This window comes from Erysipelothrix amsterdamensis (assembly GCF_940143175.1).
Taxonomy (GTDB): domain Bacteria; phylum Bacillota_I; class Bacilli_A; order Erysipelotrichales; family Erysipelotrichaceae; genus Erysipelothrix; species Erysipelothrix amsterdamensis.
This window is the reverse complement of the sequence record NZ_OW659496.1, coordinates 1,585,656-1,609,925: the sequence shown is the minus strand read 5'-3', so window position 1 is coordinate 1,609,925 and position 24,270 is coordinate 1,585,656. Positions and strand designations below refer to the sequence as shown.

Here is a 24,270-nt window from a genome sequence, read left to right as displayed (position 1 = left end):
AGTCATTAAGAAAAAAAGTAAAAGCGCTGGAATATACTTGGTTCCGAACCGAGTTAATCAGAATTCATAAAAGGGCACATCTTGCATTATCCTGTTCTTGAAAGATCAAATTAATATTCGAGAAAAACATTCCCTCTATAATCCAAAAGTATATTGAATTGAAGTGGATTAATCATGGTGAACGTTTTAAAAAAGAAAAAGCAGATGAATTCTGCTTTTTCTAACACTTCGTCGCATCAACTTGATCTTCAATATAGTGCATAATTTCTAGGTGTTCTTCCATATTTTCGTCTGTAATATTTTTACGGATGAGATGGTACTCTGACATAAACTCAAATCCTTCAAGTTTAATAATTTTAAGTTGTTTATTATAAACTTCTTTTTTAATAGACATGTAAGGCAAGAATGCCAGGCCGAATCCACGCACGGTTGATGTTTTAATGGATTCAGTTGTATCCAATTCATAAGGGATGCGTAATCTTGATTCATCAACATGACATTTCTCAAGTTGTTGGCTGAGTAACTGACGGCACTTTTGGGACTTCTTCAACATCAATACTTGATATTCATAAAGTTCTTCGACCGTTAAGGTATCTGGAACATCTAAATCCGTACTTGCGACCAGGTAGTATGGATCTTGAATTAAAGGACGGCAATAAAGGGATTCATCAAGAGGCGTTCCAATGATAAAACCGATGTCTGCCTTTCCTTCTACAATTTGATTTTCAATTTCAATACTGGACGCGGCTTTCATTTCTAAATCATAGGATTCAAAATTTTCTTTAATGCTGTGGATGGTGCAAGGAAGGGCATAAGCATATACAATTGGTGTTGCCATAATATTGATGCGATGATTTTTATCATGTTTAAGGTTTTCGACTTCTTTGATCATTTTATCGTGACATGAAATCAATCGTGTTGCATATTTTAAAACGACTTCGCCTTCATCCGTGAGCGCCACCCCTTTGTGGGTCCGTTCAAAAAGCGTACAGTCAAGGTGGGTTTCCATTGCTTTGATTTGTTGACTCAATGCGGGTTGAGAGATATTCGCAAGTTCCGCAGCACGTGTGATGCTTTTATATTTTGCGACATCTACAAATGCCCGATAAAAACTAATATTCATGGGGATTCTCCTTGTGTAATTTAGATAATTATATCACAAGGCTCTTGATTTGGTTTATCAACCAATAAGTAATTGTTATGGCACAAACAGATTTTTAAGTGTTTTATCAGAAAAGATATAAACCTTGTGAAATGTGTTGTTTTCTAACAAATATTCGCGATCTTAATATCAAATAAACACACTTTTGAGCTAACTTCGGTATAATAAAAGAAAAAGGAGTCTTTATGGAAAAACAACGCTGCGAGTGGGCGAATCGTAATCCCTTAGAAATGATGTATCACGATACAGAATGGGGTCGTAAATCTGAAGATGATCGCTATTTATTTGAAATGTTGATTTTAGAAGGTATGCAAAGTGGTTTAAGTTGGACCACGATTATTGCGAAACGTGAGGGGATGCGCGAAGCCTTTGCGAATTTCGAACCGGCACGACTTATCCGCTTTACCGAAGAGGATGTAGAACGTCTTGTTTTAAATCTGAATATTATCCGCCACCGTCTTAAAATTCAGGCAGTAATATCCAATGCGCATGCATACTACAAACTAACAGAAGTTCATGACAGTCTCGCAAAGTTTTTATGGCATTATGTTGACTACAAACCAATCATCAATCATTACAATGATATGTCAGAAGTTCCAGCATCCACACCACTATCAATTCAAATCAGTAAAGATTTAAAGAAACTGGGATTTAAGTTTGTCGGTCCAACGACAATTTATGCTCTCATGCAAGCTGTGGGCATGGTTGATGATCATTTAGAAGATTGTTTTCTTAAAATACATGAATAAAGAAAAAAAGATCCACGTAATCGTGGGTCTTTTTAGACACCAAAAAGAAAAATTAAGGAAGCAATCATAAAGGCAATTAAAATCCAGTAGATAAGCATCGCTACCACTTGCTTTTTTGTATCGCTCCATTCTTTCGCATCGACGTAGAAAATCGCAATACATCCGATAACAACTTCAAATAGTACTTCTAACATCGTTCCCCTCCCATAATAGATATATTATAAAGCATAGGTTTATGAAATCGTTATCCACTCGATCATTTTTTAGTAAATTTAAGATATGCGTCCAAGGCATTCACGGTCGTTACGGTTAGATTCTGTGGTAATTCATCAAGGGGAAACCAACCCATACCACCCAATGCGTCGGGTTCCATTAAACATGGATTGCCATCGGTAATGTGCGCAAGATATGTTGGTGCAACAAAGTGCACGGCTTCTTCAATCAAAATATGATTGGTCGCACACAAAAGCTGATCCAATTGGATCTCTAGATTTAATTCTTCTTTAATTTCGCGTTTTACCGCATCTTCCAAGGTTTCATAGAGTTCAACTTTTCCACCAGGTAAACTCCAGTGATCTTTCTCTGGATTTTTTTTTCGTAAAACAAGCAGGACTTCACCTTCTTGCATAATCATGGCACCTACGCCAACACGGGGTTCATTTTGTATCATCAGGATCTCCTTGTTATTACTTCAAGTATACCGCATCTTAAATTGTTTGTGAGTGAATATCACGAGTTCGGGCAAGGGTAAACGGTGAGAGGGGTACTTTATCCATGCACTCTTTGGTATAATAATAAGAGAACGTTTCAAGCTTACTTGAAATGAATGAGGAGGATCTATGGACTTAAATACAAAAGTAGAATCAGTTTTTGAAGATTATAAACGTGATTTGGAACGCCTTGTATCCATCGCAAGTGTTCTTGACGAAGAAGGTCAAAAACCATTTGGACAAGAAATCCAAAAAGCACTTGAAGAAGTGTTAGCGATTGCGAAGGAAATGGGCTTTAATACATTTATCGACCCAGAAGGCTATTACGGTTATGCGGAAATTGGTGAAGGTGAGGAAATGTTTGGTGTGTTGGGACACATGGACGTTGTACCTGCCGGAAATCTTGCATCATGGAATACGAATCCTTTTGAATTGGTTGAGAAAGACGGCATGTTGTTTGGACGTGGGACTTCTGATGATAAGGGACCAACTTTAGCCGCTATGTATGCATTAAAAATGTTGTTGGATGAAGGGAAATCTTTAAACCAACGTGTTCGCTTTATCTTCGGTACGGATGAAGAATCCTTATGGCGTTGTATGAATGCTTATGTTGCGAAGGAAGAACTTCCAACTCAAGGATTTACACCAGATTCATCATTCCCATTGATTTATGCGGAAAAAGGGTTGATTGAGTTTACTCTCACAACACATCAAATTACCGACATTCAATTTAATGGTGGTGGTGCCTTGAATGCAGTACCGGCTGAAGCATCAACGACATTTGATCCTGAAGTGGTGAAAGCCTTGGATGAATTGGGTTATCCTTATGAAATTAAGGATGATGTGATTACCGTTACGGGTAAAGCGATGCATGCACAAGTTGCCGATCAAGGTGAAAATGCAATTACGCATTTAGCTCATGCATTGTATACAGCGGGAAAACGCAGTGAAATGATCGATTTTATTGTGGAAAAATGCTTAGATCCAAATGGTAAACTCATCTTTGGTGACGTTTATGATGATGTATCGGGTAAATTAATGCTTAATGTTGGGAAAGTAAGTTTTAAAGAAAACATCCAAGAAATTGGAATTGATATTCGTTTCCCTGTTACTTATCCAAAAGAAGAAGTCGAAACAAATCTTAAGAAAGCAGCACACGCACATTCTGTTGTCGTGGAATTGTTTGACTATCTAAAATCCATTTATGTGGAAAAAGATTCTGAGTTTATTCAAAGTCTCATGGGTGCATATCAAAGTGTTACAGGGGATATGGAATCCGAGCCGAAGACAAGTGGTGGTGCAACCTATGCACGTGCTATGGATAATGTCGTAGCATTTGGTGCAATTTTACCTGGAGGGTTGAAGACAGAACATCAACCAAACGAATGCATTAGTATTAAAGATATGAAAGTTGCGATGGCGGTTTATGCGCAAGCATTCTTAAATCTTGTTATTGAATAAATAGAACTTAGTAGGGGAAAATAAAAGTATGAGTGAAACAAAAAAACGTTTTAAAATGCCTACGTCTTATACAATCGTGTTTTTTGCTTTAGTTATCACAGCGATATTGAGTTATATTGTGCCTCAATCGGTTTTTGATAAAGAAGCGGGAAGTATTGTATTTAACGCAGCATTTGGTGAACACGGTGAGATTATCCGTGGTGTGGGTCTAAGACCGTTTGGATTTTGGGATGTCTTAATGGCTCCAATTCAAGGATTTCAAGCAGCAAGTGATGTTGCTGTTGGGATCTTATGTGCCGGTGGTTTCTTAAATGTGTTAAATCATGTCGGCGCTTTGGATGCGGGTATTGGTCGTATTCTAGAGCGTTTTGAAGGAAATATCTTAATTGCAGTGATGATGTTTATTTTTGCTGTATTAGGAACTTCATTTGGTTTCTGGGAAGAAATTACAGCGTTCTCAGTTGTTATTGTGCCAATGTTTGTTCTTGCGGGATATGATGTAATGACTGGTTTGGGTGTTCTCTTTATTGGGGCAACAATTGGTAATATGTCCAGTCTTGTAAACCCATTTTCAACCGGGGCTGCTGTTGCCGCAATTGGAAATCCAGATCTTACAATTGGATCAGGAATTGTATTACGTTCAATTATCTTCTTAGCACTTTATGTTGTTGGGACGATGTTAATGATTCGCTATGCATCACGTGTTAAAAAGAATCCTGAAAAATCAGTATTGGCTGATTGTGAAGGTGTGAATACACTTGTGGATAAAAATGAATCTTTACCTGAGTTTACGACACAACGTAAATGGTCAGCGTTGGTATTAATTCTAATCGTAGTTGTCATCATTCTGGGATACTTCCCTTGGGAAGAAATTGCAGGTGTTGGAGTTGCGAATGCAGTGAACAGTCCATTTACAGCTCTTGCGAAAGTGCCAGTATTGGGATCAATTCTGGGAGCAGGTCATGTTTCAAGACTTGGTACATGGGGATTTAATGAGTTTGCGTTCCTCTTTGTATTAGGGGCATTCTTACTCAAATTTATTAATAAAATGTCCGAGACAGAATTCTTAGATGTATTTATTGACGGAATGAAAGATTTGTTTGGTGTTGTGGTTGTGCTTGCAATTGCACGTGGTATCGCAATCATTATGGGAAGTTCAAGCGAAGGGATGTCAATCACCTTTATCTATTGGATTTCTGGAGCATTAAGTGCAGTACCAACTTGGGTCTTTGGTTTATTTGCGATTGCTTCATATGTTCTTATTGGCGTGTTCCTTCAATCCACAAGTGGTGTTGCTGGGATTTCAATGCCAATTCTTGGAGCCGTAGCTTCCGCAGTGTTTGCGGCAAGTGCTATTGGGGAATCGGGTGGACAAATTATCTTAATCAGTGCCTTTGTGGCCGGAATTAACTTTATGGCGGCGATTTATCCAAGTGCAACGCTGATGGGAACACTTGAGTTTGTGAATGTTCCTTATGATAAATATCTTAAATTCACACTTCGCATTTTATCAGTCTTATTAATTGTCGCTGCGGTTATTATATCCGTTGCCTCCGCAGTTGGATTTGTAAAATAGAACGAGGAAAATATCATGAACTTAAATTTTAAAAAATTCACAGCAGAACATATTCCGGCTTATTACACATGGCGTAATGACCCTGAGGTCGCAATTTTTGATCAGTCTCAATTTCTAAGACCGATGTCTTTTGAAGAAGTTGAAACATGGAGTCAAATTATGGTTGATGGGATGACTTATGTAATCTGTGATGGGGACAAACCGATTGGAACCTGCGCATTTATGAATCTTGACCAACGTAACCGTCATGCGGAACTTGCAATTGTTATTGGGGACAAAGATTACTGGGGTAAAGGCTATGGGAAACTCATTATGGCTCAACTCATTGAGTGGGGCTTTGAAGGGCTTAATCTCAACCGCCTTTATCTTCATGTGTTTGACTTCAATAAACGTGCCATTGCACTCTATGAGAAAATGGGCTTTGTGGAAGAAGGACGAATGCGTGAAATGCTTTATCGAAATGGTAAGTATCACGATGTGCTCTGCTATGGTTTATTAAAATCAGAATTAAAATAAGAAAAGACGCTAGGATTAGCGTCTTTTTTAGTGGCTTCGATTGTTTTTCGAGAATGTAAGATAAACCCGAATGTTTAATAGTAATAGTGAAATAAAACATAAGAAGAATAATGGTGGAATGGACCAAGAAGCAAAAATCGTCTTGCTTATAAAATCGTAGTAAATTCCAAATGGTATAACAAAATGCACGATAAAGGTAATTATAAAGATTATGAAACATAAAGCGATGTGAAGCTTATGATCTCGATAGAGATCAAATATAGATTCGTGATGCATTGAAATCCCCCCCTTGTACTTCTTATTCTACACTGTAATCTTCGAGAATACGAACGGAAAGTTCAATAATAAACTCATCTTCAGTTTTAACCGTTATCTCATTAATAAGCAGCTTCTCAAAGAAGGCTTCATCGAGCTTAAAGTTATGTTTATCAGCATACATTATCATCGCATCATAACCAATAGATAAGGTATCGTAAGATCCATGATGATAGTAAGTAAGATACGTTCCTCCTGGTTTTTCGTAGAGCTCCACATGCTCTAAATCACCCAGTGAAATTGCATACAAGTAATCCAATTCACGGTATCGCTTTTCAAGAATTGCTTGCTTTGATGTAATCGAACCCACGTAATTGGTAAAGGTGATACCATTATCAATACAAAAATTAACGTAAGCTTTAAGAAAACTGTGAGGATCTGAGCTTACAGTTTGTCTACTTATAATTAAAGACTCCGGTTCGAGGACTTTTACTTCACAAACATTAGCGTTTGAATGCGCCGCTAAATCCATTAAATCCAGTGTATGTTTTATGAAACTTTGACTTAGTTTTAATCTCTGTATCTGTTCATCTATTTTTTGATTTCTTTGTGATAGAATATGAGTAAGGTTCTCGGGGGAACGAACATCCAGATACTCTTTAATATCTGTGAGTGGCATTCCTAAATCTTTAAGGAATGTAATAACAATAAAAGCATAATACTGATGATAGGCATAGTATCGGTAGCCATTTTGATCGGTAAATTCCGGTTTAAATAAATCGATTTCATCGTAGTAAAATAAAACATGTTTCGGTACATGGCATATTTTTGCGAATTGACCGGTAGTAAGTTTATCCTTTTTTATGCTCATTATGCGTTTTCTCCTTGACTATAAGGTTACCTTATACCTTATTATAGTTCAGTTGCAAAAAAATGTACAGGAGGTAAAACTATGAGATTAATTATTAGATATTTGAAGAAATATAAAATGTTGTTTCTTTTAAATATTGTCGCAATTCTGGCCTTTGCGCTTGTTGAGTTGGGAATACCAACAATCATGGGAACCATGATTAATGAGGGTGTAGGAACACAGAATATGGACTTAATTAAGAGCCAAGGTTTCTTGCTCCTTGGAGTTGCCATTCTTGGAGGTTTGGGGACAATCTTACTTAACTATACGTCGAGTCGTATTGCTACACGTATCACTCGCGATATTCGTAACGATATGTTTGAAAAATCTCAAGAATTTTCACACTCTGAGTATAATGAAATCGGGGTATCATCTTTAATTACACGTGTTTCTAATGATGTATACCAATTACAATTATTTGTTCAAATGTTATTACGTATGGGGCTACATGCTCCCTTTATGATTTTATTCAGTTCGGTAATGATTTATCGTACCAATCAACGTCTTGCACTTGTGATGGCGGGAAGTGTTCCTTTTATCCTTATAGTAGTAGGCATTGTTGGGAAGCTATCCGGACCCTTAAGTCGAAAACAACAAAAACTTATGGATACACTGAATCGTGTAACCCGTGAGAATATAACCGGTGTCCGTGTTATTCGTGCATTCCGTAAGGATAAACACGAAACAGCACGTTTCCAAAAAATTAATAAAGATTATGCGGATGTATCTAAAAAACTATTCCGTGTTATGTCACGGGCAGAACCACTGTTCTTCTTTATCCTAGAATTATCAGTACTAACCATTATGTGGACAGCATCTGGAATGGTTGAAGCAGGAACGCTAGAAGTGGGTTCAATTGTTGCCTTTTTAGAATATCAATTCCATGCTTTATTCTCATTACTTTTATTCTCAGTTGTGTTTATCATGTATCCTCGTGCTGCTGTAAGTGCACGCCGTATTGATGAAATCTTGAATAAAGAACCAATTATTAAGAATCCTGAAAACGGAGTTCATGAAGGATCTCAAGAAACGTCAATTATCTTTGATCATGTTGATTTCGCATATCCAGATGGAGAAGCAAATGTTTTAGAAAATCTAAACTTTAGTGCTAAAAAAGGTGAAACTATAGCTTTTATTGGTTCTACGGGTTCAGGGAAATCCACGCTGATTAATCTTATTGTTCGTTTTTATGATGTGACTAAGGGTCGTGTCTTGGTGAATGGTGTTGATGTTCGTGAATGGGATTTATATTCCTTACGTTATAAGGTAGGGTTTATTCCACAAAAATCACTTCTCTTTAGTGGTAGTATTTCTCAAAATATTCGTTATGGGAAAGAATCTGCAGATGATCATGAAGTTGAAGAGAGTGCAGAACTTGCATCTGCTAAGGACTTCATTGAACAAAAACCGGATAAATATAATGAATGGATTAGTGAAGGTGGATCAAACGTATCTGGTGGACAAAAACAACGCTTAAGCATTGCACGTGCGCTTGTACGTAAACCTGAGATTTATATCTTTGATGATAGTTTCTCAGCGCTTGATTATAAAACGGATGCGTTAATTCGTAAGAATTTAAAAGAAGAAACAAAAGATGCAATTATGTTGGTTGTCGCACAACGAATTAGTTCGATTGTGGATGCAGATCGTATTATCGTGTTGAATGAAGGAAAAATTGTTGGACAAGGGACTCATTTAGAATTGATTAAGAATTGTCCAATTTATATTCAAATTGCAGAGTCTCAATTCAGTGAAAAGGAGATGGCAAAGTATGAAAAGTTATAAAAAACTCTGGCGTTTTCTAAAGCCTTATAAACTCAAACTTATAGGAGCTGTCTTATGTCTTCTTGTAGCGGCAATCTTAACGGCTGCTGCGCCGATGATTGAAGGGTTTGTGACGACTCAGCTTGCAAGTGATGTGAAAGATATCAGTTTAAATGTAGCAGGTGCTCACATTCAGTTTGATGTGATTATTCGCATTATTAGTATTTTATTTGTAATTTATGTTACCAATGCATTATCACGTTTATTTCTTCAATATTTAATTTCAGATGCAATTCAATCAGCTGTTTATGATATGCGTATGGAAGTTAAGAAGAAAATGGAACGACTCCCTGTTAGTTATTTTGATAAACACTCAGCTGGGGATTTAATGGCGCGTATGTCTACGGATATTGAAGCGTTATCGGGTGCACTCCAACAGTCTTTTGCGCAAGTCGTGATGGCTGTACTTGGAATTATTTTTGCGGTCATCCTTATGATTTCCATTGATTTTACGATGGCACTTGTCGGGATCGCAATTATTCCATTAAGTATTCTTGTTGCCCGTTTTATTATGAAACGTTCACAAATACTCTTTACCCGACAACAAGAAGTTTTAGGAAACATGTTCTCGGTAGTTCAAGAGAAATTTACGGGTTTTAATGAAATTAAACTGTATAACTATCAAGAAAATGCGACGGCAGATTTCCGTAAAGCCAATGAAGAATTGTGCGAAAATGGATTTAAAGCAAACTTTTTCTCGGGTTTAATGACACCAAGTGTTTCGATGATTACGTATATTGCGATTGCACTTGCAGTTTACATGGGTGCGATCCGTATTATCGAAGGTGCTATGGCTGTAGGGGCTTTACAAGCCTTTATTCGTTATATCTGGCAAGTTAACCAACCTTTGTCACAAATTACCCAAATGGCTCCAACCATCCAAGCGTCTATTGCGGCGATGGATCGTGTCTTTGAGTATTTAGAAGAACCGGATGATGTCTACGATATCGAAAATCCGATTAAAATTGATGATTATGAGGGATCGGTTTCATTTGAAAATGTTTATTTTGGATACGGTGAAAAACCAGTTATTCAAGATTTATCCGTTGAAATTAAGCCAGGAGAAATGGTTGCGATTGTAGGCCCAACAGGTGCTGGGAAAACAACGATTATTAACCTCCTGATGCGTTTCTATGATGTGAATGACGGATCGATTAAAATTGATGGAATCGACATTCGTGATATGAAACGTGATGATCTTCGCTCACTGTTTGGAATGGTCCTTCAGGACACATGGCTCTTTAGTGGAAAAATTAAAGAAAATATTGCCTACGGTAAACCGGATGCAACCGATGAAGAAATCATCGATGCAGCGAAACGAACCAATGTGCACCACTTTATCACAACCTTACCAAATGGTTATGACATGGTTTTAAATGAAGAGTCCTCAAATATCTCAAATGGAGAAAAACAATTAATTACGATTGCACGAGCACTGTTAAGTGATCCGAAAATCTTAATTCTTGATGAAGCAACCAGTTCTGTTGATACACGACTTGATGCAATGATTCAAGAAGCGATGGCTGAATTGATGAAAGGTCGCACAAGTTTTGTGATTGCGCACCGACTTTCAACCATTAAAAATGCAGATAAGATTCTTGTTGTTAAAGATGGGAATATTATTGAAATGGGAAATCATGATGACTTGATGGCTAAAGGTGGCTTTTATGCAGATCTTTATAACAGTCAATTCACAGATGACCAAGAATAAGAAATAAATATATAGGCTGTTGACCGTGATGTCAGCAGTCTTTTTTTATGCCTATAAATTATATTTTGCGACAATATAAAAATAATTTATAGGCATAAAAACGTTGTATTGGTCGGCTCTGCGTTATCGCCCTATAATGGAGTCAAGAAATGATAGCGCTATCATTCTTTGTATATTTATTTTTGATCATCCCGACACCGGGAAGATGTCAAAACATAGAAAGGGCACAATATGACAAAAGTAATAGATTACAAGAAGATTCTAAAGGAAACGAATACGGAGCCTAAGTTGTTCCAAATTATGGACGAGAACGGGAAAATCGTCAATAAAGATTACTTTCCAGAGTTAACTGATGAACAGATGGTTGAAATGATGGAGGTTATGGTTTGGGGACGTGAATACAACAATCGTGTAAGCATCCTGAGCCGACAAGGAATTATCGGAAACCTACCACCAACTGAAGGACAAGAAGCAGCACAACTAATCAGTCAATACGCATTACAAGAGGGAGACTGGTTATTACCAACATATCGTGATGTACCACCATTGATTCGTCATGGAATTGAAACACGTCAAGCGATGAACTGGTACAACGGTCATACAGATGGATTCGCATACGATCATTCAATCAAAGCATTTCCACCTCAAGTTATTATTGGAGCACAAATTATCCAAGCCGCAGGAGTTGGTTTAGGGCTTAAGAAAAACAAAAAAGAAAATGTCGCAATGACTTATATAGGTGATGGTGGGACATCACAAGGGGACTTCTATGAAGGATTAAATTTTGCAGGAGTTTACGATGCACCGGTAATCTTTATCGCTCAAAATAATGGATTTGGAATCTCTGTACCACGTAGTTTCCAAACAAAATCTGCAACACTATCCCAAAAAGGGATTGGGGTAGGGATTGCACATCTCTTTGTAGATGGTATGGATCCTTTCGCAGTTTATGCAGCAACAAAAGCAGCACGTGAATATGCTGTTGCGGGAAATGGACCCGTACTTCTTGAGTTCTTAACATTCCGTTATGGACCTCATACATTAAGTGATGATCCACGTCGTTACCGTGAAAACGAACTCGTTGATTCATGGTTACCAAAAGATCAACTCATTCGTATGCGTAAGTTCTTAACTGAAAAAGGACTTTGGTCTGAAGAACAAGAAGCAGCAATTATCGAGAAAACACAAATTGAAGTTAAAGATGCATTGGATGCATCACGTAAACTTCCTAAACAAAAAATATCAGAATACCTGGCAAATATGTATGAAGTGATGCCACCTTCAATTAAAGAGCAATACGATCTTTATGTAGAAAAGGAGAACGCATAAGATGGCTGTTAAGAATATGGTAGAAGCAATTACGGATGGACTTGAAGTAATGCTTGAAAATGATGAAAAAGTTTTAATTTTTGGAGAAGATGTTGGGAAAAACGGAGGGGTTTTCCGTGCTACCGATGGTCTTCAAGCAAAATTTGGAGAAGATCGTGTTTTTGATACACCGCTTGCGGAATCGGGAATCTTAGGTCTTTCAATCGGTTTAGGTGTTGAAGGATTTAGACCGCTTCCTGAAATTCAATTCTTTGGATTTATTACAGAAGCAATTGACTCCATTACCAACCAAATGGCTCGTATGCGTTACCGTACCGAAGGTCAATTATTTGCACCGATTACGATTCGTAGTCCTTACGGTGGTGGTGTTGCAACGCCTGAAATTCACTCAGATAGTTATGAGGGAATGATTGCACAAATGCCTGGGATGCGGGTTGTAGTTCCATCAAACCCTTATGATGCGAAAGGACTCTTAATTTCATCCATTAAAAGTAATGACCCTGTGTTGTTCTTAGAACACTTGAAACTGTATCGTGGTGAAAAAGTAGAAGTACCTGAAGGGATTTATGAAGTACCGCTTGATAAAGCAAATATTGTTCGTGAAGGAACAGACATCTCAATTGTTTCATATGGAGCGATGGTGGTGGAAGCACGTAAAGCTGCAGATATCCTTGCGGAAGAAGGTATTAGCGTTGAAGTTGTTGACCTACGTACCATTGCACCTTTAGATATGGAAACAATCGGAACATCTGTTTCAAAAACAGGACGTGTATTGGTTGTTCAAGAAGCACAACGTATTGCAGGGGTAGCGAGTCATGTTATGTCTGAAATCAGTGAACGTTTCTTCTTAGACCTTGTAGCTCCTGTATCACGTGTAACAGCGCCCGATACAACATATCCTTTACCACAAGTGGAACAAATTTGGTTACCCAATGCACAGGATATCGTTACATCAGCACGTAAATTAGTACAGGAATATTAGGAGGAACTCATGAATTATAAATTTAATTTACCCGATCTCGGTGAAGGAATTACCGAAAGTGAAATTTTACTTTGGCATGTAAAAGAAGGGGATGTCATTAAAACTGATGATCCACTCTTTGAAGTTCAAAATGATAAAACTACAATTGAAGTGCCATCTCCTGTTAAGGGAACAATTAAGAAAGTTCTTGTGGAAGCAGGAGTCGTAGCGAAAGTAGGTGCTACGCTTGTGGAAATTGAAGTGGATGCTTCAGATTTACCTAAAGATGCGAAACAAGAAGAAACACCAAGTGTTGAAAAAACGGAAGTGGAAACCAAAGTGGGTCCTGTTGTTAGTCAAGGGAAAGCACGAGCAATTCCATCAGTTCGTAAATATGCACGAGAAAAAGGGATTGATATTGCCCTTGTAACGCCAACAGGAAAACATAATACCGTTACAAAAGAAGATATTGATAACTTTACTGGACAAGCAAGTGAAGTGGCAACGCCAAAAGTCACAACACCAAAAGAAGTTGTGAAAGCTCCGGTACAAACAGAGGGTACAGATGGCTTACGTCGTGAAAAAATGACACCAATGCGTAAAGCAACAATGCAAGCAATGGTTCATTCCACATCATCCATCCCACGTGTTACGGTATTTACCAATATTAATGTATCCAAATTGGTGGAACACCGTGATATGTATAAAGACTATGCGAAAGCAGAAGGTGCACGTTTAACGTATACGGCATATTTTGTGAAAGCAGCCGTAACCATGTTGAAGAAATATCCAATCTTCAATGCGATGGTTGATGCAGAAAAAGGTGAGATCATCTACCGTGATGCAATCAATATCGGTGTCGCAACGAATACTGACGCAGGACTTTATGTACCAAATATTAAAAATGCAGATACAAAAAATCTCTTTGAGATTTCAAAAGAAATTGAAACAAATGCACGTTTAGCTCAAGAAGGAAAACTACCAATGGATGCAATGCGTGATGGTTCATTCACAATCACAAATGTTGGTGGGATGTCATCAGATGGTGTTTACTCAACACCAATTATCAATGCACCTGAAGTGGGAATTTTAGGAACAGCGAAAATTGAAATGGAACCGTATGTTACAGAAGACATGACTGTCGCAATCGCACCATTTATGAAACTATCCTTTACCTTTGATCACCGTATTATCGACGGTGTGGAAGCACAACATGCTTTAGATGAACTTAAAAAAGTTCTAAGCGACCCAAACAAGCTTGTATTGGAGGGGTAAGAAATGGTAGTTGGAGATTTCGCAAAACAAGCAGATGTCATTGTAATCGGAAGTGGACCGGGTGGCTATGTCGCAGCCATCCGTGCTGCTCAACTTGGAAAAAAAGTTACCATCATCGAACGTGATGAAATCGGTGGCGCATGTCTTAATGTTGGATGTATTCCTTCAAAAGCTATGATTCATGCAAGCAGTGAATATGCAAAAACACAAACAAATACACCATTTGGTTTAAGCTATGGTAAAACAAGTTTTGATATGAAACAAGCAAAAGCTTGGAAAGACAAGGAAGTTGTGAAGACCTTGACTTCAGGCATTGGTGCACTTTTAAAGAAAAACAAAATCGAAATTGTTAAGGGTGAAGCACACTTTATGTCGGAAGATAAAATTCGTGTTGTAGATGACATGGATGTTCAAACATTCTCATTTAAAGATGTGATCATCGCAACTGGAAGTAGACCGATTGAAATACCTGGATTTAAATTTGGTAAACGAATTTTAGATTCTACAGGAGCACTTAACCTCGAAGTTGTACCAAAATCGTTAACCATCGTCGGTGGTGGCTATATTGGTTGTGAACTTGCAGGGGTATTCGCAAACTTGGGTACCGAAGTCACAATTCTTGAAGGTGCGCCAAATATTCTACCGCTTTTTGAGAAAGATTTAAGTGCTTATGTTGTGGATAATTTTAAACAAAAAAATGTAACGATCCATACGAATGTGAAGGCTGAGTCCGCAAAAGTTGAAAATGACATGGTAACAGTCACTTACAGTCAAGAAGGAAAATCAGTTACTCATCAATCTGAATATGTTTTAGTCACCGTTGGACGTCGTCCAAATACGGATGATTTAGGACTTGAGTATGCCGGTGTCACAGTTGGCCAACGTGGACTAATCGAAGTTAATGATCAAGGACTTACAAATGTTGCTCATATCTATGCAATTGGTGATATTATTCCAGGTCCTGCTCTCGCACACAAGGCAAGCTATGAAGCGAAAGTCGTTGCGGAAGTAATCGCAGGAAAAACAGCTGGATTTGACTATACGGTCATTCCATCAGTAAGTTATACCCATCCTGAAATTGCGGTTGTCGGAATGAATGCTGTAGAAGCAAAAGATCAAGGCATTCAAGCGAAAGCTTTCAAATTCCCTTATGCCGCAAATGGTCGTGCGTTATCCATGGATGATACACAAGGATTTGTTCGACTTACTGTAGAGACTGAAACAGGATTTATCCTAGGGGCTGAAATTGTAGGCGCACAAGCAAGTGAATTGCTTGCGGAGCTTACCATGGCAATCGAATCTCAATTAACGGTTGAGGATGTATCGTTAATCATTCATACACATCCTAGTTTATCGGAAATGATAATGGATACTGCAGAATTGGCTCTGGGTTCTCCCATCCATCTCTAGAAAGGGTCATGATGAAAAAAATATTTGATAAAGGATTTGGAATGAAAGTACTGAATGGGGTGGCGATAGGTTCGGTTGTAGTTTTGATTCCTGGTGCCTTGCTTAATGAAATCTTTAAAGCGCTCTTACCCATTTTTCCACAAGGTCAATTTGTTTTAACGGCAACATCTTTCGGAATGATTCTCATGGGTGTTGTAATTGGTGTGGCTGTTTCGATGATGTTTAAGTTTACACCGATTCAAACCGCATCCGTAGGAATGGCAACCGCATTTGCCTCCGGTGGATGGAAACTTGCGGAAGATGGAACGTTTATGCTTAAAGGCATTGGTGACATCATTAATATGGCTCTTACTGCTACGTTTGCGGTTATCTTAATTCTTGCGGTTGCAGACAAATTTAAAGCTTATGCCATGTTATTAACACCAACTTTAGTATTAATTGTTGCGGGTGGTTTGGGAATGATTACACTCCCATATGTTCAAATGATTACAGGTGCAATGGCACACTTGATCAGTAACCTTCTTCAGCTACAACCACTTCTCATGTCGATACTTGTATCTATGATCTTTGCGATGATGATTGTTTCCCCACTCTCTACAGTTGGGATTGCGCTCGCAGTTAACTTATCCGGTGTTGGATCAGCAGCAGCTAATGTGGGAATTTGTGCAGCTGCATTTGGTCTTGCGATTACAGGTTGGAAATCAAATGAACTTGGAACAAAAATTGCTTTAATGTTAGGTTCACCTAAAATGGCGATGCCTAATGTTATGAAAAAACCAAAAATTATGATTCCTGTTCTATGTAATGCGGCACTAAGTGCTATTGTGGTTGTTTTACTTAATCAACAAGGTACGCCCATGTCAGCGGGATTTGGGATTAGTGGACTGATTGGACCCATCAATGCAATTAACCTTGCTGGTGGCTGGACTTTAGGGAATATCATCAATGCAGTTCTTGCCTTTATGGTAATGCCGATTGGTCTTGCGATTGTATTCAGAAAAGTCTTTACTGAAGTGAAGCCGATTGTAGCGGTGGATGATTATCATATTGAGGTACAATAAATGAAAAATTTTGTAGAATTGGAGGCACGTTTAGTACGAGAACGCATGACGCAAAAGCGTCTTGCGCTTGTATGTGCGGATGAAGTGAATACACTTGAAGCAGTCATCAATATGGAAGAACGTGGGTATATCAAACCAATTCTTCTGGGAAACAAAGAAGCAATTCAAGACGTAATTCGTGAAAACAATCTTGCGGTGAATTATGAAATTATTCATTGTGACAAGCCTCGTGAAGCCGCTCAAAAAGCAGTTGCACTTGCGAAAGCAGGAGAAGTTGATCTAATCATGAAAGGGTTAATTCAAACCAGTGATTTATTATCCGCAGTCGTGAAACGTGAAACAGGCATTCGTGAACAGAAAGTCTTGTCCCATGTTGCGCTTGTGGAAATCCCATTCAAAGAAACAATGTATATTATGAGTGATGGAGGCATGATTCCTACGCCTAATTTTGATCAAAAGGTAGGGATTATCGAAAACAGTATTCAACTTGCTCATGCTTTAGGGATTGAAGAGCCAAAAGTGGCCTTATTAGACGCTGCAGAACATACCAATCCTCACATTCAATCCTCCGTTGATTCAGAAACCTTAAGTCAGCGAGAGTGGGAACATGCAATTGTCGAAGGACCAATATCTTTAGATCTTGCAGTATCGAAACATGCAGCAGAGATTAAAAAATGGAATGGTCATATCCAAGGTGATGCCAAAATTCTAATTGCTCCAGATATTATCAGTGGAAATATTTTGGGGAAAGTTGGAACACTGTTCACCGATGGCAAGATGGCGGGTGTAATTCAAGGTGCGAAAGTACCAATAGTCCTTACATCTCGCGGTTCAAATCGTGATGAAAAAATCAACTCAATCTTACTTGCATGTTCGATTGCGAAAGGAGACTTATAATGTATATTCTAGCCATCAATCCTGGAGCCAGCTCAACAAAATTCGCGTTATTTAATGACGAAGAAGAATTAATGCGTGATGACCTAAAAATACCTTTAGAAAAAGTAGAAGGTTATCACAAATTAGAGGATCAATTGGAAGATCGTTATGCTTCAATTTATGATGCATTGGTTGAACATGGTTTTGATCCTAAAAAAATAGAAATTGCAGTGGGTCGTGGTGGTATTTTACCACCCGTTGAAGCTGGAGCAATTGCAGTTACTGACACACTCATTGATTATCTCTTACATAAAGCTGAAGTCATTCACCCCGCAAACTTAGGTGCTTCGATCGCTCAGAAATTTGTAGATCAAGCAGAAAACTGTACGGCGTATATTTACGATCCGATCTCCGTCGATCAAATGGATCCAATTGCCCGTATCTCTGGGTTAAAGGGTATTGAACGTAAAAGCATTGGACACATGTTAAATTCGCGTGCTGTTGCCATAGAACACGCGAAATCCCTTCAAACTCCTTATAACAAACTCAACATGATTGTTGTCCATGCTGGAAGTGGTATTACTGTCACAGCACATAAACAGGGTCGTATGATTGATCTTGTTGGTGATGATGAAGGTGCCTTTTCACCGGAACGAAGTGGTGGTTTACCTTTACGTCCTTTTACGAATCTATGCTATAATAATGACAAGGAAGCGGTTACAAAACTAACCCGTCATCAAGGTGGTCTCATCTCATATTTTGAGACCAATGATGTCCGAACTGTCGAAGCAATGATTGAAGAGGGTCATGATGAAGCAGCGCTCGTTTTAGAAGCAATGGCTTATCAAATTGCGAAAAGTATTGGTACATTGAGTACTGTGCTTAAAGGTAATGTTGATTGTATCGTGATCAGTGGGGGATTTGCACGTTCGAATCGCATAATGAATTGGATTGAAGAACGTGTATCGTTTATTGCACCGGTTGCGATATATCCGGGAGAATTTGAACTCGAAGCACTTGCTTCAGGAGGATTAAGAGCATTTCATAAACTCGAAACCACTCATTATTTCGAATAGAATTAAGAGGTAACTATGGAAATTAGAGAGTTGAAATACTTTATTGCTGTTATTGAAGCAGGCAGTTTTACTGCTGCCGCTAAAACGTTACACATGACGCAACCTGCTCTCAGTTGGAACATCAAACAACTTGAGGCGAAACTTGAAACGCAACTCATTGAGCGTACTCAAACGGGCGTCAGTGTAACAGAAAGTGGGCAAGTGTTTTACGATGGTGCGAAAGATGTTGTTGCACATCTAAATCGCTTGGATCGATTAATGAAGTCTGAAGCACAACGCATCCGCCGTAAAATTCGATTTGGACTTACCATTCTTTCTTCCATTAACTATATGGATCAATTCCAAGGATATGTCGGCAAATATCCACAAGTAGAATTAAATTTTGTGCAACGTGGTTCTAAGGAAATTCAAGACATGCTCATCCAAGATAAACTGGATGCGGCCTTAATTTCTGAACCCATTTATTACTCAAAACTTGAAGAGAATGCAAAACGATTAGAGGGGTATTATTATGATGTTGCGGTGGTGGTTGCTAAAGATCATCCACTCGCTAATCGCGAACATTTAACCCTTCGAGATATCATGACTGAATCCTTTGCTTTGGTATCGGATGCTTATGCAATAGGTCAAGAAGTACCACGACGTTGTAAAGAATTAGGATTTATACCGGCAATAAATTATCGTAATGACAACTGGGAAGTTGTATTGGAACATGTCGCTGCATATGGTTCCGTGACAATTCTTCCTGTAGATCTCCAACACATCATTGCACGAGATGATGTGGAATGGATTGAGTTGGATGATGAAATCAGTCGTTTTCATCTTCAACTTGTAATTAATTACGATAAAACAAACGTGGATGAGTATGCAATATTTCAAAATTTATATGAAGAACTCATGGTGAATCATTAAAAACGAACCCAGTCTTAATTGGGTTCGTTTTATAATAAGTCAAGGATTCTTTCTATAATCATAAAAAACGTCCCTATGAAATTTAGTAGAATAACTGATTTCAATTAACTTTCAATGAAGGGAGTGAAGAATGTGTTATGGTGGATATGTATCGAAAAATGGAATGATTTGATGCAATGGATATTTTTTTGGAAATTCATAAATAGAAAAGGGGTAAAAAAATGAAATATGCCAAAATCGTTATCAATCGAGTATTTATGATTTTAATCGTATTAGGACTTATGATTTCAAGTTTTTCAAAGAACGGATTCTATACAGTTTCAGCAAATGAACAGGAAGAACTGTTTCCTTTTAGAGGGAATAAACTTCAAAATCCTTATTTGAGATATGGCCCAAGTGATACATCCATACCAAATTGGGTTATCAGTTCGACAAATAATATACTTTCTGGTGAAAAAAGAGGTACAATAAGCAAAACCTCAAAAAATGGATTTCGGGACATTGGTAGGACTAACTATCTTGTTGGGTCTGAAAATAATACGGATACATCCACGTTTAAATCTAAATCATATAGAACATCAGAATCATCATCAAATGCAGCCGCCGCATTTATGTTGTTTGGACAGACCATGAAACTACAAGCTAACCGTGAGTATTATTTTAGAGCGGAAATAAAAAGTTCTAATGGTAATAATGACGGGGTTTTAAATATATATCCTGGCGATCGAACCTCGGGTCCAAATGTACTTGCTTCGCAAAAATACAGTGTTGGTAATAAGATGATGATTGTGAGTCTTCCTTTTACACCAACAGGCGATGGAAATGTCACGGTTTCGTTACGTCATTTTGCAAACGCAAAGCAAGATACACATTTAGAAATACATCGTATGGGATTTTTCCTGAAGGATGATTATTTAATTCAAGAAGAAGCTCATGCATTGTTTAATGACAGTGAATTTAAAGAACTTGTCGGTAAAGATACTGCTGAGATACAAAAAAACATTGATGCAATTCGTTCTAAGATTACAGCGTCAGACAATCCATATGCCGAAGATGTCAAAGAATATGTAAATGGATTACTTAATAAAGCACAAACATTGTTAGATCAAGCTAAAAGTATCGAAACGTCGATTAAGGATACTTACGAAAATTTTGATGAAAAGGTTTTAAAAGAAGACGTAACTCAAGATACAATTGACGAACTCAAAAATAGAATTGAAGAAGTTTCAAGTCCAGGACTTAAAGAGAAACTAACCAATGATTTAAAGGAAGTTGAACGTGTTTATGATTTACAAGAGCTAAAACCAGTTCTAAAAGAAGAACTTGAAAAGAAAGCAAACGACGCAATCAAAGAAATTGAAGACTTAAAAAATGTACCAGAGTCTGAAAAGCAAGAAAAAATTGAAGAAATTCAAAAAGAATTAGAGAGTGGTAAGAAGGCCATCGATGAGGCGAAAACGCGAGAAGATGCTACGGATGCAAAGGATACTTCATCAGGAAATATTGATAAAATTATGAGCGATGTAAGCCTTGTCGATCGTAAAAACGAATCAAAATCGGATCTCGATCAAAAAGCTGAAGATGCTAAGAAAGAAATTGATGCGTTACCAAACTTAACAGAAGATGAAAAGCAAAAAGCTAAAGATGAGATTGATCAACAAACAGAAAATGGTAAAGATGCAATTGATCAAAGTACGACACCCAAAGATGTTGAAGATGCAAAAAATACGACCGATACCGCGGTGAAAGAAACTGTTGATCAAAGTGCCTTACAGGATGCTAAAAATAAAGCGAAAAAAGATTTAGAAGCGAAAGCAGATGAAACGAAAAAAGCGATTGATGCACTCCCTGGAATTTCCCAAGAGGCTAAAGATAGAGCGAAAGGTGAAATTGAAAATGCGTTGAATAAAGGGCTTGAATCGGTAGAATCCGGTGAATCGGTGGATGTTATTAATCAAGCAGTAACGGATACAAAAACGGAGATGGATGCAATAAAAGATGCAATCATTAAAGAAAACGATGATTCCATTAATGCACTAATCAATGATAAAAAAGCCAGCCTAAACGCTGAAGCAGAGAAGGCGAAAGAAACAATCGATAAACTTGAAAATGTATCACAAACTGAAAAAGATGACGCGAAGAAAGCCATAGATAAAGCGGTCACAGAAGCTTCAAATCAACTAGATCAAGCAACAACACCATCAGATATTGACTCGATTTATAACCAAGGAAAAGGTAATATCGATAAAGTTGTTATAAAAACAGAACTTGCTGATGCTAAAATTGATGCAATTAATGCATTACAGAAGAAATCTGAAGCAGTGCGCGAGTCGATTAATTCGATGGAATCATTAACAGATGATGAAAAAAATGCTGCAAATAATGAAATAAATCAAACGTTAGAACAATCGATACAACGTATTAATCAAACTCAAGATGTTCATGTTTTACCTGAAAATCTACAAATAGGTATGGACGAGCTTGATGCGCTTTTGGTCAAGTATGAACAAATAAATTCTGATAATTTTAATAATGTAAAAGAAAATTTAAAAACAGAACTTGATCAAAAAGCTGAAGATGCTAAGAAAGAAATTGATGCGTTACCAAACTTAACAGAAGATGAAAAGCAAAAAGCTAAAGATGAGATTGATCAACAAACAAAAGATGGTAAAGATGCAATTGATCAAAGTACGACACCCAAAGATGTTGAAGATGCAAAAAATACGACCGATACCGCGGTGAAAGAAACTGTTGATCAAAGTGCCTTACAGGATGCTAAAAATAAAGCGAAAAAAGATTTAGAAGCGAAAGCAGATGAAACGAAAAAGGCGATTGATGCACTCCCTGGCATTTCCCAAGAGGCCAAAGATAAAGCTAAAGGTGAAATTGATGACGCTCTAAATAAAGGAATTGAAAATATTGCGTCGGGTAAGACTGTAGAAGATGTTAATAAAGCGGTTTCCGAAACACAAACGGAGATGGACGCAATTAAAGATGCCCTCACTAAAGAGAATTTCGAGTCGATTGAAAAACTTAAGGATGATAAAAAAGCAAGTTTAAATGCTGAAGCTGAAAAAGCGAAAGAAGCAATCGATCAACTTGAAAACTTATCACAATCTGACAAAGAAAAAGCGAAGAAAGTGATCGATAAAACAGTTAATGATGCTGCAAGCAAACTTGATAAAGCAACAACACCTTCAGATATTGACTCGATTTATAATCAAGGCAAAGATGATATTGGTAAAGTTGTGGTAAAAGCAGAACTTTATGATGCGAAAATTAAAGCTATTGCAGATTTAAACGCTAAAGCAGAAGAAGTTCGCAAACAAATTGCTGATAAACCAGCACTGACCGATCAACAACGCAAAGAAGCAAATGATGAAATTAATCAAACACTTGCTAATGCAACTAAGCGTATTGAAGATACAACAGTGATTACCGATGTTCCTGAAAACTTAAAAACAGGAATTGACGAATTGGATGCAATTGAAAAGAACTATGAAGCGAAAAACACAAGCAATTTAGATAAGAAAAAAGAAGATTCTAAATCGGAACTTGATCAAAAAGCTGAAGATGCTAAGAAAAAAATCGATTCCTTACCAAACTTAACGGATGATGAAAAGCAAAAAGCCAAAGATGATATTGATCAAAAAAATCAAGAGAGTAAAGATGCGATTGATCAGTCAAACGATCCAAAAGAAATTGATAACGTGATTGATACAACGGATAAAGGCATCAACGATATTGTTGAGGATAACAAACTTCTTGATACCAAGAATAAAGCCAAAGATGATCTCGATAAAAATGCTGAAGATGCTAAGAAAGAAATTGATGCGTTACCAAACTTAACAGAAGATGAAAAGCAAAAAGCTAAAGATGAGATTGATCAACAAACAAAAGATGGTAAAGATGCAATTGATCAAAGTACGACACCCAAAGATGTTGAAGATGCAAAAAACACAACCGATACCGCGGTGAAAGAAACTGTTGATCAAAGTGCCTTACAGGATGCTAAAAATAAAGCGAAAAAAGATTTAGAAGCGAAAGCAGATGAAACGAAAAAGGCGATTGATGCACTCCCTGGCATTTCCCAAGAGGCCAAAGATAAAGCCAAGGCAGTGATTGACTCAATTCTCAATAAAGGCTACGAAAGTATAGATTCCAGTCATTATCTTTATGAAATCGAACGATATGTTCAGAATTCAATAAAAGATATGCATAAGGTGCTTGAATCACTAAATAAAAAAGATGGTGATCTCGGACCTTTAGGTGTAAATGATTCCCATACACCTACTATAGGAGCTCTAATAGCTATATTTGGTCTGACTTTCACTTTATTTGATCGAAAAAAGTATTTTTTAGAAAAATAACTATGTAAAAACTCATTACGTTTATTAATAATTATAGTTTTTCATTGAACATAAAAAAGAACCTCATAAACCCAAAGAACTCGGTCAGCGCGCCAGTTCCACAATTTGGATTGAGGTTCTTTTCTA

The 24,270-nt window shown here is 37.6% G+C and carries 19 protein-coding genes; 15 read left to right on the top strand and 4 right to left on the bottom strand.

The genetic code is table 11. The features are described from left to right. Positions 1–220: 220 nt before the first annotated feature. The gene (locus NMG63_RS07705; RefSeq protein ID WP_003774705.1) at positions 221–1,123 is read right to left on the bottom strand and encodes a LysR family transcriptional regulator; all 903 of its coding nucleotides are present in this window, start codon (positions 1,121–1,123) and stop codon (positions 221–223) included. A gap of 224 nt (positions 1,124–1,347) precedes the next feature. Here NMG63_RS07705 and NMG63_RS07700 point away from each other — a divergent pair, with 224 nt between their 5' ends. Then, the gene (locus NMG63_RS07700; RefSeq protein ID WP_254006885.1) at positions 1,348–1,911 is read left to right on the top strand and encodes a DNA-3-methyladenine glycosylase I; all 564 of its coding nucleotides are present in this window, start codon (positions 1,348–1,350) and stop codon (positions 1,909–1,911) included. 32 nt (positions 1,912–1,943) lie between these two features. Here the strand turns inward: NMG63_RS07700 and NMG63_RS07695 are convergent, their stop codons facing one another. Further along, positions 1,944–2,105 carry an amino acid permease gene (locus NMG63_RS07695; protein WP_238000378.1) on the bottom strand — a complete coding sequence of 54 codons (162 nt, stop codon included), beginning with the start codon at positions 2,103–2,105 and terminating at the stop codon, positions 1,944–1,946. A 62-nt stretch (positions 2,106–2,167) separates the two neighbouring features. Next, positions 2,168–2,581 carry an NUDIX hydrolase gene (locus NMG63_RS07690; RefSeq protein WP_254006884.1) on the bottom strand — a complete coding sequence of 138 codons (414 nt, stop codon included), beginning with the start codon at positions 2,579–2,581 and terminating at the stop codon, positions 2,168–2,170. A gap of 169 nt (positions 2,582–2,750) precedes the next feature. On the opposite strand from NMG63_RS07690, the gene NMG63_RS07685 reads away from it, so the two are divergent. From NMG63_RS07685 to NMG63_RS07675, 3 genes are read left to right on the top strand one after another with little or no spacing between them, the layout of a single operon-like run. Beyond that, positions 2,751–4,082 (top strand): Sapep family Mn(2+)-dependent dipeptidase, encoded by a 1,332-nt coding sequence (locus NMG63_RS07685; protein WP_003774718.1) that lies wholly within the window; start codon positions 2,751–2,753, stop codon positions 4,080–4,082. Between the two features lie 28 nt (positions 4,083–4,110). Then, positions 4,111–5,658, top strand: coding sequence for a YfcC family protein (locus NMG63_RS07680; protein ID WP_238048300.1), 1,548 nt, complete (start codon positions 4,111–4,113; stop codon positions 5,656–5,658). A 15-nt stretch (positions 5,659–5,673) separates the two neighbouring features. Then, the gene (locus tag NMG63_RS07675) at positions 5,674–6,174 is read left to right on the top strand and encodes a GNAT family N-acetyltransferase (RefSeq protein ID WP_003774723.1); all 501 of its coding nucleotides are present in this window, start codon (positions 5,674–5,676) and stop codon (positions 6,172–6,174) included. A gap of 298 nt (positions 6,175–6,472) precedes the next feature. On the opposite strand, the gene NMG63_RS07670 is transcribed toward NMG63_RS07675, so the two are convergent. Then, positions 6,473–7,300: a MerR family transcriptional regulator gene (locus NMG63_RS07670; RefSeq protein WP_238048299.1), complete on the bottom strand. Its 828-nt coding sequence runs from the start codon at positions 7,298–7,300 to the stop codon at positions 6,473–6,475. Between the two features lie 81 nt (positions 7,301–7,381). Here NMG63_RS07670 and NMG63_RS07665 point away from each other — a divergent pair, with 81 nt between their 5' ends. The 11 genes from NMG63_RS07665 to NMG63_RS07615 all read left to right on the top strand — a co-directional run bounded on the left by NMG63_RS07665 (position 7,382) and on the right by NMG63_RS07615 (position 24,144). Next, positions 7,382–9,124 carry an ABC transporter ATP-binding protein gene (locus tag NMG63_RS07665; protein WP_254006883.1) on the top strand — a complete coding sequence of 581 codons (1,743 nt, stop codon included), beginning with the start codon at positions 7,382–7,384 and terminating at the stop codon, positions 9,122–9,124. Continuing rightward, positions 9,111–10,874, top strand: coding sequence for an ABC transporter ATP-binding protein (locus NMG63_RS07660; protein WP_238000380.1), 1,764 nt, complete (start codon positions 9,111–9,113; stop codon positions 10,872–10,874). Before NMG63_RS07665 ends, NMG63_RS07660 begins: the two co-directional genes overlap by 14 nt. Before the next feature lie 231 nt (positions 10,875–11,105). Further along, positions 11,106–12,203, top strand: coding sequence for a thiamine pyrophosphate-dependent dehydrogenase E1 component subunit alpha (locus NMG63_RS07655; protein ID WP_003774732.1), 1,098 nt, complete (start codon positions 11,106–11,108; stop codon positions 12,201–12,203). A gap of 1 nt (position 12,204) precedes the next feature. Continuing rightward, complete coding sequence (locus NMG63_RS07650) at positions 12,205–13,185, top strand: alpha-ketoacid dehydrogenase subunit beta (RefSeq protein ID WP_003774734.1); 981 nt, start codon at positions 12,205–12,207, stop codon at positions 13,183–13,185. A gap of 9 nt (positions 13,186–13,194) precedes the next feature. After that, positions 13,195–14,439 carry a dihydrolipoamide acetyltransferase family protein gene (locus tag NMG63_RS07645; protein WP_254006882.1) on the top strand — a complete coding sequence of 415 codons (1,245 nt, stop codon included), beginning with the start codon at positions 13,195–13,197 and terminating at the stop codon, positions 14,437–14,439. 3 nt (positions 14,440–14,442) lie between these two features. Continuing rightward, the gene (lpdA, locus tag NMG63_RS07640) at positions 14,443–15,849 is read left to right on the top strand and encodes a dihydrolipoyl dehydrogenase (protein ID WP_115355061.1); all 1,407 of its coding nucleotides are present in this window, start codon (positions 14,443–14,445) and stop codon (positions 15,847–15,849) included. Positions 15,850–15,860: 11 nt separating this feature from the next. Continuing rightward, complete coding sequence (locus NMG63_RS07635) at positions 15,861–16,910, top strand: PTS sugar transporter subunit IIC (RefSeq protein WP_254007561.1); 1,050 nt, start codon at positions 15,861–15,863, stop codon at positions 16,908–16,910. Next, on the top strand, positions 16,911–17,807 hold the full coding sequence (locus tag NMG63_RS07630) for a phosphate acyltransferase (protein WP_254006880.1): 897 nt from the start codon (positions 16,911–16,913) through the stop codon (positions 17,805–17,807). It abuts the gene before it with no gap. Next, positions 17,807–18,862, top strand: coding sequence for a butyrate kinase (buk, locus tag NMG63_RS07625; RefSeq protein ID WP_254006879.1), 1,056 nt, complete (start codon positions 17,807–17,809; stop codon positions 18,860–18,862). Before NMG63_RS07630 ends, buk begins: the two co-directional genes overlap by 1 nt. 15 nt (positions 18,863–18,877) lie before the next feature. Further along, the gene (locus NMG63_RS07620; protein ID WP_254006878.1) at positions 18,878–19,774 is read left to right on the top strand and encodes a LysR family transcriptional regulator; all 897 of its coding nucleotides are present in this window, start codon (positions 18,878–18,880) and stop codon (positions 19,772–19,774) included. 221 nt (positions 19,775–19,995) lie between these two features. After that, entirely contained in the window at positions 19,996–24,144 is a 4,149-nt protein-coding gene (locus NMG63_RS07615) for a DUF1542 domain-containing protein (RefSeq protein ID WP_254007560.1), read from the top strand. Positions 24,145–24,270: the final 126 nt, after the last annotated feature.

Excerpts from the sequence above, each read along its gene's own strand:
- NMG63_RS07635 (WP_254007561.1), top strand. The coding sequence starts at position 15,861 with ATGAAAAAAATATTTGATAAAGGATTTGGAATGAAAGTACTGAATGGG.
- NMG63_RS07645 (WP_254006882.1), top strand. The coding sequence starts at position 13,195 with ATGAATTATAAATTTAATTTACCCGATCTCGGTGAAGGAATTACCGAA.
- NMG63_RS07675 (WP_003774723.1), top strand. The coding sequence starts at position 5,674 with ATGAACTTAAATTTTAAAAAATTCACAGCAGAACATATTCCGGCTTAT.
- buk (WP_254006879.1), top strand. The coding sequence starts at position 17,807 with ATGTATATTCTAGCCATCAATCCTGGAGCCAGCTCAACAAAATTCGCG.
- NMG63_RS07685 (WP_003774718.1), top strand. The coding sequence starts at position 2,751 with ATGGACTTAAATACAAAAGTAGAATCAGTTTTTGAAGATTATAAACGT.
- NMG63_RS07680 (WP_238048300.1), top strand. The coding sequence starts at position 4,111 with ATGAGTGAAACAAAAAAACGTTTTAAAATGCCTACGTCTTATACAATC.
- NMG63_RS07695 (WP_238000378.1), bottom strand. The coding sequence starts at position 2,105 with ATGTTAGAAGTACTATTTGAAGTTGTTATCGGATGTATTGCGATTTTC.
- NMG63_RS07690 (WP_254006884.1), bottom strand. The coding sequence starts at position 2,581 with ATGATACAAAATGAACCCCGTGTTGGCGTAGGTGCCATGATTATGCAA.
- NMG63_RS07655 (WP_003774732.1), top strand. The coding sequence starts at position 11,106 with ATGACAAAAGTAATAGATTACAAGAAGATTCTAAAGGAAACGAATACG.
- NMG63_RS07660 (WP_238000380.1), top strand. The coding sequence starts at position 9,111 with ATGAAAAGTTATAAAAAACTCTGGCGTTTTCTAAAGCCTTATAAACTC.
- NMG63_RS07705 (WP_003774705.1), bottom strand. The coding sequence starts at position 1,123 with ATGAATATTAGTTTTTATCGGGCATTTGTAGATGTCGCAAAATATAAA.
- NMG63_RS07650 (WP_003774734.1), top strand. The coding sequence starts at position 12,205 with ATGGCTGTTAAGAATATGGTAGAAGCAATTACGGATGGACTTGAAGTA.
- lpdA (WP_115355061.1), top strand. The coding sequence starts at position 14,443 with ATGGTAGTTGGAGATTTCGCAAAACAAGCAGATGTCATTGTAATCGGA.
- NMG63_RS07665 (WP_254006883.1), top strand. The coding sequence starts at position 7,382 with ATGAGATTAATTATTAGATATTTGAAGAAATATAAAATGTTGTTTCTT.
- NMG63_RS07700 (WP_254006885.1), top strand. The coding sequence starts at position 1,348 with ATGGAAAAACAACGCTGCGAGTGGGCGAATCGTAATCCCTTAGAAATG.
- NMG63_RS07620 (WP_254006878.1), top strand. The coding sequence starts at position 18,878 with ATGGAAATTAGAGAGTTGAAATACTTTATTGCTGTTATTGAAGCAGGC.
- NMG63_RS07630 (WP_254006880.1), top strand. The coding sequence starts at position 16,911 with ATGAAAAATTTTGTAGAATTGGAGGCACGTTTAGTACGAGAACGCATG.
- NMG63_RS07615 (WP_254007560.1), top strand. The coding sequence starts at position 19,996 with ATGAAATATGCCAAAATCGTTATCAATCGAGTATTTATGATTTTAATC.
- NMG63_RS07670 (WP_238048299.1), bottom strand. The coding sequence starts at position 7,300 with ATGAGCATAAAAAAGGATAAACTTACTACCGGTCAATTCGCAAAAATA.